The organism is Vibrio sabulosilitoris, from assembly GCF_055391395.1.
In genome coordinates, this window is record NZ_AP029599.1 from 960,258 (window position 1) to 972,673 (window position 12,416).

A 12,416-nucleotide genomic window follows, 5' to 3' on the forward strand; every position below is an offset into this window, starting at 1 on the left:
GCTTAAAATCGATGGAAGGTAAAGAAACTATGAGCAAGCAAGACGATAAAATTGTTGTAGGCAAGCTTGGTGCTACCTATGGCATTCGCGGCTGGCTTAAGGTTTTTTCTTTCACAGATGATTCTGAAAGTATTTTTGATTACGCCCCTTGGTACATTAACCAAAAGGGTAAGTGGGTCGAGTACAAAGTAGAAAGCTGGAAGCGCCATAACAAAGGTATGGTGGCTAAGCTTGAAGGTCTAGATGTTCGTGAAGACGCGCACCTATTGACCAACTTTGAGATTGCTATTGACCCGGCAGCACTGCCTGAACTGTCAGAAGATGAATTCTACTGGCGTGAATTGTTCGGTATGCAAGTGGTGACCACAAAAGGCTACGACCTTGGCGTTGTAACTGACATGTTGGAAACCGGCTCGAACGATGTTTTGGTAGTTAAAGCCAATCTAAAAGATGCTTTTGGACAAAAGGAACGGTTAATCCCGTACCTTGAAGAGCAAGTGATCATCAAAGTTGATCGCGAAGCTCAACGGATCGAAGTTGACTGGGATCCTGGATTCTAACTCCAAGTAATAAGGCGCATGAGCATGTGGGTTGGCGTAATTAGCCTGTTTCCTGAAATGTTCCGCAGTGTTACTGACTATGGAGTAACAGGTCAAGCGGTTAAAAAAGGTCTCTTATCGATTGAGACATGGAATCCTCGCGATTTCACTCACGATAAGCATCGCACTGTCGATGACAGACCTTACGGTGGTGGGCCGGGTATGCTGATGATGGTACAGCCTTTGCGCGATGCCATTCACGCCGCCAAACAGGCCGCACCGGGTAAGACGAAAGTAATCTACCTGTCACCTCAAGGTCGTAAACTCGACCAACAGGGTGTAGAAGAGCTAGCAACCAATGAGAACTTGCTTCTGATTTGTGGCCGCTATGAAGGGGTAGATGAGCGCATCATTCAATCTGAGGTTGACGAAGAATGGTCAATCGGGGATTTTGTGATGACGGGTGGTGAAATCCCCGCCATGACGTTGATTGATTCCGTGTCCAGGTTTATACCTGACGTACTGGGAGATTTCGCGTCAGCAGAAGAGGACTCTTTTGCAAATGGCTTGTTGGATTGTCCCCATTACACGCGTCCTGAAGTATTGGATGGACAAGAAGTACCAGCGGTACTCAAGTCTGGCAATCACAAGGATATTCGTCGCTGGCGATTAAAGCAATCGCTGGGCCGTACTTGGCTAAGAAGACCAGAGCTCCTGGAAAACCTAGCTCTGACTGACGAACAGGAACAATTGTTGGTTGAGTTCGTGAAAGAACATCGAGCTCGTTAAAGCAACCAGCAACCTATTTAAATTAGTATCAGTTTATTCTAGGAATTTAAAAAATGAGTAACATCATCAAAGCTCTTGAGCAAGAGCAAATGAAACAAGACCTACCTACATTCGCACCTGGTGACACTGTAGTAGTTCAAGTTAAAGTAAAAGAAGGTGACCGTGAGCGTCTACAGGCGTTCGAAGGCGTTGTAATCGCAATCCGTAACCGTGGCCTTCACTCAGCATTCACAGTTCGTAAGATCTCGAACGGTGAAGGTGTTGAGCGTACGTTCCAAACTCACTCTCCAATGGTTGATAGCATTGAAGTTAAACGCCGCGGTGCAGTACGTCGTGCCAAACTGTACTACCTACGTGAGCGTTCTGGTAAGTCAGCTCGTATTAAAGAGAAACTTGCTAAGAAGTAATGCTATTAATAGCGTTCTCATAGAAACGGAGACCTTCGGGTCTCCGTTTTTTTTTAGAATCGATTTGCGATTCTAAGAGTCGAGAGTCGAGATCGTTTCACTGCGAGTACGCTGCGCTCGAGATGGAGTCATACTTGACAGCAGTGGCTAGGGTTGAGACATTTTCTCGCCTCTCGCCTCTCGCCTCTCGCCTCTCGCCTCTCGCCTCTCGCCTCTCGCCTCTAATATTGGTCTTCCGACCACCCATCCGCATCCGACATATCTGGTGCGCCAGGAATGCTGTTTTCTTCGTCCGCCCATTCGCCAAAGTCGATCATTTGGCACTGTTTGCTGCAAAATGGGCGGTGAGGGCTTTGCTCGCCCCATGCGACATCCTTACCGCACTGTGGGCAAGGGACGATGGTGGTTTTCTTGGTCATAACTAACTCTGTGGTGGTGGTGAACTCTTTATAAGCTTAGCTACAAACGGCCAGCTCAAAGGTAATGTTTTGGTTGATGGCTTTGCCGGTACGAAAGTCGAGGAACTTGATCGCGAAGCGGTTTTTGTGACCAGAGATCATCGGGTAGGCGCCATAGTGGATTGGGATATTCAGGCGCAGGATATTGGCTTCCTCGGCATCACTCTGGAAAAAGCCATTGCTCGCCAGTTGCTCGCGAAAGTGCCCCGTCTCGCGGGTGAGCTTTAGCCACAAGTGTAGGGCGTCTTTTAATGGCTCTAAGCTCATCAGCCAGCGCTGAACATCGCCTTGCTTGTTGTCATTATCAAGGTGCAGCCAATGGTGCAGTGCCGGCAGGTCAAAGCAGCAAGCGCCACCCGGCAGATTGAAGCGTTGTCGAATGGTGCTTAAGAAGCGATCCTCTTTGAGTGAGTGACCGAAGCGCTCTGCCGAGAGTAGACTTGAGTGAACAATATCGATATCAGTGAGGATGGTGCGCAGGATCTCTTGATTGACGCCCTCGATATTAAGCCAGCTTTTGTAGGCCTGACGCTGTTTCTCGATATCTTTCGCCAACTCACTTTTTAGCTGGATTTGGTCAAAGATCTCGAGCAAATCAAACAGTGAGCGAAAGAACAAAAGATGCTGATCACGAATTTCTAAACACGACGAAGAGTTCAAAGTATTGAGCAAGGATTCCACTCGCAGGTAGATGCGGGTTTTTTCATTCAGTGGGTGTTCAAACTTTGATGTACTCATTCATTCGCCTTCGTTTCAACCGTGCGTTACAACTTCCCTTGCTGGCTGATTGTAGTAAGTTCGACAAACCGAGTATGCAGCTTCTCGACTTGCGGTAATAAACTGTTGGGATTGCTATTATTTTTAATGATCTCGTCGGCAATAGCCAGTCTTTCTTGTCGATTTGCTTGAGAGTTGACAATGTTAAGCGCTTGTTCGCGCGAGACGCTATCGCGAGCCATGGTTCTTTGCAATTGAGTCTCTTCGTCCACATCAACCACCAGCACACAATCCGCCATTAATTGCAGCCCTCCTTCCACCATCAATGGAATCACCAAGAGGACATAATCCGACTTTGCCTGGGTGATCTGATGCGCCATTTCTTGACGGATCAATGGGTGCAGGGTCTGGTCGAGCCAGGCCTTTTGATCTACCGAGGAAAATACAATCTCGCGCAACTGGCGTCGATCAAGTGTGCCATCTGCGTGTAGGATCTTATCCCCAAAGCGAGCGACAATCGCCGCCAGCCCTTGGGTATTTGGCTCAACAACTTGGCGCGCAATAATGTCGGCGTCAATGATATCGATATTAAAGTGCTGATGAAAGAGATCAGCAACGGTGGTTTTACCACTGGCGATACCGCCAGTGAGCCCAACAACAAATGGCATACAGTTACCTTATAAGAAACGACCAGTACAGAGAGAGAATGTCATCGCCCCACAGCATAGTGATCCAACCGGCAATAGCCAGATAGGGACCAAAGGGGAAGGCTTTTTCGATCCCTTGTTTACTCAGGCGCAGCTGGAGCACGCCAAACACAACCCCAACCATAGAGGAGAATAAAATGATCATCGGTAGGGCTTGCCAGCCGAGCCAGGCACCCAATGCGGCAAGAAGCTTGAAGTCGCCATAGCCCATTCCTTCTTTGCCTGTCAGCAGCTTAAAAGCCCAATAGAGGCTCCATAGTGATAGATAGCCCGCCATGGCACCTATGATGCTATCGGTTAAACTGACCGGACTGATAGCGAGAAGGGCCAGTGAAATTCCACCCCACATTAGGGGCAGGGTCAATTGGTCAGGCAGCAGCATCGTATCAAAATCGATAAAGGTCAGCGCAATCAAGGCGAAGGTCAGAGCGAGAGCGGCCAGGGTGTAGTAGCTAAAGCCCATGTGCTGGGCAACCAAGTACGCGCTCAATGCCGATAGCAGCTCTATCAGTGGGTAACGCACACTGATGCTCTTCTGGCAGTGGTGGCATCGCCCGCGTAGCAGTAGCCAGCTAATCACGGGGATATTATCCACTACCCGAATGCGGGTTTGACACTCGGGACACGTTGAGTGGGGCTTGCTGAGTGTGAGCTCCTCAGTGGGTGGCGTGATCTTATATTCAGGAAAATAGTCAGCGCACTCTCGGCGCCAGTCGAGCTCCATCATTTTCGGCAGACGATAGATGACCACATTGAGAAAGCTGCCGATTATTAAGCCAAACACAGTGGCAAAAACCACGAACAACCACGGATGATAGATAAACACGTCCATAAATGCGCTCAAAATAAAAAGGGGATTCCGCAAGTCAAACCGTCACTTGCCCTACCAACAGCTCACTCTAGAGCCGTCACTATCCTAGCACATTCATAAGGTTAAATATGGGTAAATACATTGCCAATATTAATCCGCCAATCAGCCCTCCCAAACCTAAAATGATCAAGGGCTCTATTACCTTGCTAAGACTATCGACGCGCTCCTCAACCTCGGCCTGATATAACGATGCGCAGCGATTAAGCATCTCCTCAAGTTGCCCTGATTGCTCTCCCACCATCACCATCTGCACCATTTGCTCTGGTATCGCGCCACTGGTGCGCATTGCCGTGTGCAGAGCGATGCCACCAATGATGTCCAGATAGATCTGTGTGATTGCCTGATGGTGATAGGCATTACCCGAGGTTGCCGCACTGTTTTGTATCGCGCTGACAATCGGAACCCCTGCCTTAATGGTGGTGGCCAAAGTGCGACTGAATCTGGCCATTGCTGCCTTGAGTAAAATCGAGCCCAAGACAGGTATCTTAAGTACCCCCTGCCAGGCGATAATCTGCGCACGTTGGCTGCGCCTGATCCAGTGCCTTACCCCCCAACTTGCTCCACCAAGGGTGAGCAATAGCATGAGTGCGTACTGCTGAGTCCACTGTGATAGCTGGATCACCGATTGGGTAAACCAAGGTAGTTGACCACCAAAACCACGTAACATCGACTCAAATTGGGGGATAACTAAGGCGAGCATAAGATAGGTCACGCCGAATGCGGTGAGGATGATCATTCCAGGATAGATCATCGCCTTAGTGACCTGTGTTTTTAATTGCTGACTCCTTTCTCGATAGTCTGCCAGATTCAGCATCACCTCCTCGAGTGATCCTGAATATTCACCACTGGCAATCAAGTCGATATACAAGTTATCAAACAGCCCACTGCTGGAACGCATCGCGCTAGAGAGTGGGGTGCCGGACTCTATAGCTGCGGCGATTTGGCCGATAATCAGACTGACTTCTCGCTTGCGATAGCTGGCGGCAATCAGTTTTAGCGCGGTAACAATCGGTACGCCTGTCTGCAACATCACCGCAAGTTGCCGGGTTAGTTGGGTAATATCGGATGCGGTTGCACGATGTGAATACTGTACCCAAAAAGGCGCGCGTCGCTTGCTCAACTTGGTGGTCACAATTTGCTGACTTTTAAGCCAATCAATCACGTCGCTCGCGCTTGAGGTTACCCGATGACCTGAGCGTGGTTTACCCATCGCATCAATGCCTTGCCAACGATAACGACTCAGGCGCATGAGTATCCTACCTTTGATAAAGAAGGGTTAGAGAAAGAGAACCCGTTGCAGCTCTTCAAAGCTGGTGAGCCCTTGACGCAGTTTATCGATGCCGGCTTGCTTAAGTGGCATCATTCCCTCGGAGATCGCGATAGATTCCAGTTCGATACTGCTTGCCCCCTTAAGCAGAGCCTCGGCGAGAGAGGCAGAGAAACTCATCACCTCGTAGATACCCACGCGGCCACGGTAGCCATGGATGCACTCACTGCAACCTTGATGATTAGCTTGATAGATCCCTTCAACCTCCGTGATACCAACCGCTTTAAGGTTTGGGTTGGTTGATTGGGGCAGTTTGCAGTGCTGGCACAGGCGACGAGCCAGTCGCTGGGCAATGAGCAGACTCAATGAAGAGGCGAGATTGGCTGCATTAACCCCCATATTGCTAAGACGAGTGAGTGTCTCTGCTGCGGAGTTAGTGTGTAGGGTTGACAGCACTAGGTGGCCGGTGTGCGCCGCTTTGATAGCGATCTCGGCCGTCTCAAGATCGCGGATCTCACCCACCATAATGATGTCTGGGTCTTGCCGCAAAAACGCGCGTAGAGCCTCGGCAAAATCAAAGCCTATTTTGGGGCGCACCTGGACTTGATTGATCCCCTCAAGGCGTATTTCAACAGGGTCCTCCGCCGTTGAGATATTGACCATCGAGGTATTGAGGTGCTTAAGCCCAGTATACATAGACACGCTCTTACCACTGCCGGTTGGGCCGGTCATGAGGATCAGGCCTTGCGGTTTTGCTAAGGCTGCGAGGTAGCGCTGCTTTTGGTCTTGGGTGTAACCGAGTTTGTTGATATCTAGGCTGGTGGTGCGATTATCGAGCAGACGCAAGACGATCTTCTCGCCCCAGAGCGTCGGTAAGCTGGAGATCCGCAGATCAATCGATAAGCTCTCGCTTAGACGTAATTTGAGTCGGCCATCTTGCGGCAAGCGTCGCTCAGCAATATTCAGCTGCGCCATGGCCTTGAGGCGCGCTGACAGGCGTTGGCTAAGTTGCACTGATGGCTGCTGGACTTCGGTCAAGATACCGTCGCAGCGCAGCCGGATTCGATAGGTGTTCTCATAGGGCTCAAAGTGAATATCGGAAGCCTGTTTAGCCACGGCATCGAGTAACACTTGATTGATGTATTGACTGATCGGCGAGCTATCGAGCTGGGTATCATCGCTGGCGTCTTGCTCTTGTTTGGTTAACTCCACCATTTCAGTTAAGGCTTTGTGATTGATCTGGGATGAGCTCGCCGATGGAGACTCGAGCACTTGACCAAATAAGTGGCGGGTCATGGTCTTAATCTCAGCGTAATTAGCCAACACCCACTCGACCTTAAGGCCTGTCGCGAAACCAAACTCACTCTCCGCCTCCCCACAACAGGGGTCAGCCGCTGCCAAAACCAGTTTGGTGTGGTTATGGCTAACTGGGAGACACTGATAACGCATCACCAACTCTTTAAGGCCAAGTGAGCTGCACAACTCAGCGATAGGAACTTGTTGTAGCTCAACCACCTCAAGGTGAAATAATTGCTTTAGGTGACTGCACAGCTGCTGAGCACTAAACACATCAAGCGCCATCAAGGCCTCAAGCATGCTCACCTGATGATGAGAGGCAAAGGCTGACAAGCTTTGTTCTTGCTCGCGAGTCAGCAGCTCTGCTTGGCGCAAAATAGCGCAGAGATTACTGGCCATAGCTTAACAGTTACTCGGAATGGCTTCTTCGGGAATATTGGTTGCGGTGCATTGCCAACCTTGGCCGTCGGTGCGCTTTAACTTCAGTATCCCCTCATCAGCCATAGAGCCAGAGGTAAAACTAAACTGCAGGGTATTGGTTTCAGGGATACTCACCGTCCCCAAGGTGCTTGAGGCAGAGGAGATGCCAATTTCGTTGAATACCGTTGCCTGATCATCGGCATCGAAATCCCCATTTTGCAGGATATAGAGCTCGGCTGGCGTGACAGTCGCATTGAGTGTAGCCAGGGCCGCAGAAGCCTCGCTTTTGGTCACATAACCTTTGTACATCGGCAGCGCAATCGCCGAAAGGGTACCAATAATCGCCACCACGATCATCAGCTCAATCAAAGTGAAACCGCGAATCCGCGACGGGGCTGCTAAATCTCTTCGTTGCTGTTGCGTTTGCTCTTGCTGCATAGTGACTCCGAGTAATTGGAAGCGGAGCAGCGAGATTAGATAAGGGGTTAGACAATCGCCCGACAGAACAGATAGACCACGCGAGTCAGATTAGGCAAATGATGGTAAGAATTGAGCGCTAGGGTGAGATGCCGCGAGCAACTTCACATTCTAAGAGGCGAGAATCGAGAGGCGAGAAGCGAGAAAGTTTGATGCGCGCGGTTAACGCCTCGAACCTCGGAACGAAGTCGAAGTGTAACCCGCCCTCGCATCCAAAAGAGATGGTCGAGAGTTGGGAGGCGAGAAGCGAGATGTCTAACGCGCGCGGGTGACTCCTCGCACCTCGGAACGAAGTGTACCCCGCCCCTCGAACCTTTATTTCTCGAACCTTTATTTAAAGCGCATGGAAAGGTCCATCGCTTTCAGGTGTTTGGTCAGTGCACCAACCGAAATGTAGTCCACACCCGTTTCAGCAAATTCGCGGATGGTTTCTAGCGTGACATTGCCTGAGTTTTCTAGTGCTGCACGCCCAGCATTGATCGCAACGGCTTCGCGCATCATGTCGGTGGTAAAGTTATCCAGCATGATGATATCAGCGCCTGCATCGATGGCCTCACGTAACTCATCAAGGCTCTCGGTTTCTACTTCCACCGGCTTGCTTGGGGCTAGTGCTTTGGCTGTCTCAATCGCTTGGCGAATACCACCGCAGGCAATGATGTGGTTTTCTTTGATCAGGTAAGCATCAAATACACCAATGCGGTGGTTGTAACCACCTCCGCATGCTACCGCGTATTTCAGTGCGCTGCGCAGGCCAGGGATGGTTTTACGCGTGTCCAATAGACGACACTCAGTGCCCTCTAGTTGAGCGGTGTATTCTGCGGTCGTTGTCGCGCAGCCTGACAGCGTTTGAATAAAATTCATCGCATTGCGCTCGCCGGTAAGCAGGATGCGTGCAGGTCCGGTTAGGGTGCATAGGGTTTGGTCTGGAATCACCTTATCGCCATCTTGCACGTGCCAATCGATAGAGACCTCTCCACCAAGCTGCTTAAACACCTCATCAGCCCAAGCCTGTCCACAGAAAATACCGTGCTCGCGGGTAATGATGGTGGCGACACTCACCGTATCAGCCGGGATCAGGTTTGCAGTGATATCCACATTCACATCCAGCGCGCCGCCTAAATCTTCACGCAGGGTATCGGCGACCGCTCGGGTGATCTCTTGTGGAAGTTGTTGCTTTAGGTATTCAAGGCGCTCTTGGCTGTTGTGTGTGTTTTTCATTGCAAATCTTTATCGTGTGAGACTATGCGCTGAATGATACGCCGAGCAGGCAAAAAATTCAGCAGATAAATACCGAAATTTTCTTGCGCGCGGTAAACTGAGCAAGCAGAAGAGAAAGACTGAGATTGGGGAGCAAGATGATCGATAAGCAAGGCTGGTATCAAGGGGCACGCCATGTCCCCTCAAATCACTGTGACCTGCGCAGCGATGAGCAAGATATCTCGCTGTTAGTGATGCATAACATCAGTTTGCCCCCAAGCCAATTTGGCGGCCCCTATATTGAGCAGTTTTTTACCGGCAGGCTTGTTGCCACCGAGCACCCTTTCTTCGCGCAGATAGCGGCAATGCGCGTATCTGCACACTGTTTGATCCGCCGCGATGGTGAGGTGGTGCAGTTTGTCTCTTTCCTTCAGCGAGCCTGGCATGCCGGTCAGTCTTGCTTTGCCGGGCGAGAGAAGTGCAATGATTATTCGATTGGTATTGAGCTCGAGGGGAGTGACTATATTGCTTATACCCAGGCACAATACCAAGCGCTGGCTACGCTAACTCAAGCCTTGATGAGACGCTTCCCTAAGATTGAGCCGACGCGGATCACCGGTCATCAATACATTGCACCGATGCGCAAAACCGACCCAGGGTTGGTTTTCGACTGGCGAGGGTTTCGCGCTATGTTAGGCAAACAGTCCGTGAGCAAATAATCGCTGAGCAGTGACTCGCTGCTGGGTGCAGGTTAGAGGCTATCTTGATATTCAATCAGGATCTGTTCCATCCAGGCGGCGATGCGCTCATCACTGAGTTCATATTGTGAATCTTCATCAAGCGCGAGGCCGACAAACTGGCTGCCATCTTCAGTCAGTGCCTTCGAGGCATCAAATTGATAACCCTCAACAGGCCAATAACCAATGACCTGAGCACCACCGAGCTTAACCTGGTCGTGAAGTAAGCCCATGGCATCGAGAAACCACTCGCCATAGCCCTCCTGATCGCCAAGACCAAACAGTGCAACGGTTTTACTCGCCAGTGAGATGTTGCCTATTTGCTCCCATATCGCACTCCAATCCTCCTGGATTTCACCGAAATCCCACGTGGAAATACCTAAGATCAGCAGGTCATAGTCCAGCATCTGTGACAGCGGCGTGTCCTTTACATTGTGCAGTTCAACCAGGTCTTCACCTAGGATAGCTCGCATCTTCTCTGCTGCCATTTCGGTGTAGCAAGTGGTTGAGCCGTAAAACAAACCTATTTTCATTTATTACTTTCACGTTGTTATGATTTGACAGCATCTAAGCATACATTTTTATAGCATTCAAACCGACTCTCGCTTAACCTGTCGCTAAACGATACCCAAGTTAATCTGAGGCCTGTTACCAAGCGGATTGACTTGGCGTGCAGCCAAGACGCTGATTGGAAGATTTAGCCTGACTAAGCAAAGCCGTACGTGGTGCCACAACTAAGCATTTCGGAGAACAATGTGACTGAACAAGATAGCGCTATGATGCAGGAAGAGGACTTTGCGACTGTGGAGCGATTCCTCGATGCAATGTGGATGGAGCGTGGCCTGTCAGAGAATACGCTCACCTCTTATCGCACCGACTTAATCAAGCTCTTACAGTGGATGAATGAGCGTAACTTTCGGTTAAACTTCATCAGTTTGGCGGGATTGCAGGAGTACCAAGGTTGGCTGACGGATAAAGATTACAAGCAATCGTCCCGAGCCAGAATGATCTCGGCGATAAGAAGACTGTTTCAGTATCTACATCGTGAGAAGATGCGCAGTGACGACCCTTCCGCGCTGCTCGTCAGTCCTAAGCTGCCGTCGCGCTTACCCAAAGATTTGTCTGAAGAGCAGGTCGACGCCCTTCTCGAGGCCCCCGATCCCAATGATGCGCTAGAGTTAAGGGACAAGGCGATGCTCGAGCTGCTTTATGCGACAGGCCTGCGCGTGACGGAGTTGGTCAGTTTGACCATGGAGAACATCAGTCTGCGCCAGGGCGTGGTACGGGTCGTGGGTAAGGGCGGTAAAGAGCGCTTAGTGCCGATGGGCGAAAATGCCGTTGATTGGATTGAAACTTTTATCGCCCAAGGCCGGTCTGAGTTGTTAGGCGAGCAGACCTCGGATGTAGTGTTTCCCAGTCGCCGAGCAAAACAGATGACGCGTCAAACGTTTTGGCATCGGATTAAACACTATGCCGTTCGCGCGCAGATTGACACGGATAAGTTGTCGCCGCACGTGCTACGCCATGCGTTTGCAACTCACCTGCTTAACTATGGTGCAGACTTGAGAGTGGTGCAGATGCTACTGGGTCATAGCGACTTATCCACCACACAAATATACACGCACGTGGCAACAGAAAGGCTCAAGCAAATCCATCATGAGCATCACCCTCGAGCGTAATTTTGATTCAATAATTAGGAATGTAACTATGCGTTTATCACGCCCTTTATCTTTTTTATCTGCCGCGCTTTTAGTAGCGGCCTGTAATGCTGAAGAACCCGTCAATGAGACTGTGTCAGCGACTCAACCAGCAGCCGTTGCTGCCGCTGATTTTGACCGTCAAGCTCTGATCGACAAGTTTACTCAACTGCGCCTGCAAGTCGTGGATGTGGTTCCATCGGATATCGATGGTATGGTTGAAGTCCAAACGAGCAGCGGTGTGCTGTTTAGCTCGCTTGATGGGGAGTTTTTCATCGCGGGCACCCTGTATGGCTATGATGCACAAGGTAACGTTGAGGATGTGATCGCCAAGCGTCAACAGCCACTCAATGCTAAGTTGATCGAGCAATACACCGATAGCATGATTGAATTTAAGGCGGACAATGAGAAGCATGTGATGACGGTATTTACCGATATTACCTGTGGCTACTGCGTGAAACTGCATGAACAGATGAGCGACTACAACGACCGCGGTATCACCGTGCGCTACCTAGCATACCCTCGTCAGGGACCAACCGGCCAGGTTGCTGAGCAAATGGCGCAGATTTGGTGTGCTGAGGATCAGCAAGCGGCAATGCGTGATGGTAAACTGACTCGCAAGTTCCCAGCCAAGACAGCCAACTTTGACCAGTGCCTAGAGACGGTGCAAGACAACTTTGCCCTTGGTCGTCAGCTGGGTATCAGCGGCACACCGGCGATGTTTACCACTAAAGGTGAGCTAATTGGTGGTTATGTTCCTGCCGAAGCGCTTTTGCAACAACTTGAACAATAGTCAAGCTTGAACGAAAACTGACTCTGAACCAAAACGATAAAGAT

At 50.3% G+C, this 12,416-nt stretch carries 15 protein-coding genes; 6 read left to right on the forward strand and 9 right to left on the reverse strand.

Going from position 1 to position 12,416, the window contains the following annotated elements:
• Positions 1 to 29: 29 nt before the first annotated feature.
• The 3 genes from rimM to rplS are packed head-to-tail and all read left to right on the forward strand — an operon-like array spanning position 30 to position 1,735.
• Complete coding sequence (rimM, locus tag ACZ5R2_RS04735; protein WP_464902308.1) at positions 30 to 560, forward strand: ribosome maturation factor RimM; 531 nt, start codon at positions 30 to 32, stop codon at positions 558 to 560.
• 24 nt (positions 561 to 584) lie between these two features.
• Positions 585 to 1,328, forward strand: a complete 744-nt coding sequence (trmD, locus tag ACZ5R2_RS04740; protein WP_464901229.1) for a tRNA (guanosine(37)-N1)-methyltransferase TrmD — start codon at positions 585 to 587, stop codon at positions 1,326 to 1,328.
• A 53-nt stretch (positions 1,329 to 1,381) separates the two neighbouring features.
• Positions 1,382 to 1,735: a 50S ribosomal protein L19 gene (rplS, locus tag ACZ5R2_RS04745; protein WP_164649137.1), complete on the forward strand. Its 354-nt coding sequence runs from the start codon at positions 1,382 to 1,384 to the stop codon at positions 1,733 to 1,735.
• A gap of 221 nt (positions 1,736 to 1,956) precedes the next feature.
• On the opposite strand, the gene yacG is transcribed toward rplS, so the two are convergent.
• From yacG to nadC, 8 genes are all read right to left on the reverse strand, one after another.
• Positions 1,957 to 2,154, reverse strand: a complete 198-nt coding sequence (yacG, locus tag ACZ5R2_RS04750; RefSeq protein WP_464901230.1) for a DNA gyrase inhibitor YacG — start codon at positions 2,152 to 2,154, stop codon at positions 1,957 to 1,959.
• A 36-nt stretch (positions 2,155 to 2,190) separates the two neighbouring features.
• Complete coding sequence (gene zapD / locus ACZ5R2_RS04755; protein ID WP_464901231.1) at positions 2,191 to 2,931, reverse strand: cell division protein ZapD; 741 nt, start codon at positions 2,929 to 2,931, stop codon at positions 2,191 to 2,193.
• A gap of 26 nt (positions 2,932 to 2,957) precedes the next feature.
• The gene (gene coaE / locus ACZ5R2_RS04760) at positions 2,958 to 3,578 is read right to left on the reverse strand and encodes a dephospho-CoA kinase (protein ID WP_464901232.1); all 621 of its coding nucleotides are present in this window, start codon (positions 3,576 to 3,578) and stop codon (positions 2,958 to 2,960) included.
• Positions 3,579 to 3,582: 4 nt separating this feature from the next.
• Complete coding sequence (locus tag ACZ5R2_RS04765; protein WP_464901233.1) at positions 3,583 to 4,449, reverse strand: prepilin peptidase; 867 nt, start codon at positions 4,447 to 4,449, stop codon at positions 3,583 to 3,585.
• Between the two features lie 79 nt (positions 4,450 to 4,528).
• The gene (locus tag ACZ5R2_RS04770; protein WP_464901234.1) at positions 4,529 to 5,737 is read right to left on the reverse strand and encodes a type II secretion system F family protein; all 1,209 of its coding nucleotides are present in this window, start codon (positions 5,735 to 5,737) and stop codon (positions 4,529 to 4,531) included.
• A gap of 27 nt (positions 5,738 to 5,764) precedes the next feature.
• Positions 5,765 to 7,450 carry a type IV-A pilus assembly ATPase PilB gene (gene pilB, locus ACZ5R2_RS04775; RefSeq protein ID WP_464901235.1) on the reverse strand — a complete coding sequence of 562 codons (1,686 nt, stop codon included), beginning with the start codon at positions 7,448 to 7,450 and terminating at the stop codon, positions 5,765 to 5,767.
• A gap of 3 nt (positions 7,451 to 7,453) precedes the next feature.
• Positions 7,454 to 7,909 carry a pilin gene (locus tag ACZ5R2_RS04780; protein ID WP_464901236.1) on the reverse strand — a complete coding sequence of 152 codons (456 nt, stop codon included), beginning with the start codon at positions 7,907 to 7,909 and terminating at the stop codon, positions 7,454 to 7,456.
• 369 nt (positions 7,910 to 8,278) lie between these two features.
• A complete protein-coding gene (gene nadC, locus ACZ5R2_RS04785) occupies positions 8,279 to 9,166 on the reverse strand; it encodes a carboxylating nicotinate-nucleotide diphosphorylase (RefSeq protein WP_464901237.1) in 888 nt (295 codons plus the stop codon).
• 137 nt (positions 9,167 to 9,303) lie between these two features.
• On the opposite strand from nadC, the gene ampD reads away from it, so the two are divergent.
• The gene (ampD, locus tag ACZ5R2_RS04790; protein WP_464901238.1) at positions 9,304 to 9,864 is read left to right on the forward strand and encodes a 1,6-anhydro-N-acetylmuramyl-L-alanine amidase AmpD; all 561 of its coding nucleotides are present in this window, start codon (positions 9,304 to 9,306) and stop codon (positions 9,862 to 9,864) included.
• Positions 9,865 to 9,896: 32 nt separating this feature from the next.
• Here ampD and fldB read toward each other — a convergent pair whose 3' ends face one another.
• Positions 9,897 to 10,415: a flavodoxin FldB gene (fldB, locus tag ACZ5R2_RS04795; RefSeq protein WP_464901239.1), complete on the reverse strand. Its 519-nt coding sequence runs from the start codon at positions 10,413 to 10,415 to the stop codon at positions 9,897 to 9,899.
• A gap of 243 nt (positions 10,416 to 10,658) precedes the next feature.
• Between fldB and xerD the strand changes: the two genes are divergently transcribed.
• Together xerD and ACZ5R2_RS04805 are read left to right on the forward strand one after the other, a co-directional pair.
• Positions 10,659 to 11,561, forward strand: coding sequence for a site-specific tyrosine recombinase XerD (gene xerD, locus ACZ5R2_RS04800; RefSeq protein ID WP_464902309.1), 903 nt, complete (start codon positions 10,659 to 10,661; stop codon positions 11,559 to 11,561).
• 28 nt (positions 11,562 to 11,589) lie between these two features.
• Positions 11,590 to 12,372 carry a thioredoxin fold domain-containing protein gene (locus ACZ5R2_RS04805; RefSeq protein WP_464901240.1) on the forward strand — a complete coding sequence of 261 codons (783 nt, stop codon included), beginning with the start codon at positions 11,590 to 11,592 and terminating at the stop codon, positions 12,370 to 12,372.
• The last annotated feature ends 44 nt before the right edge of the window (positions 12,373 to 12,416 follow it).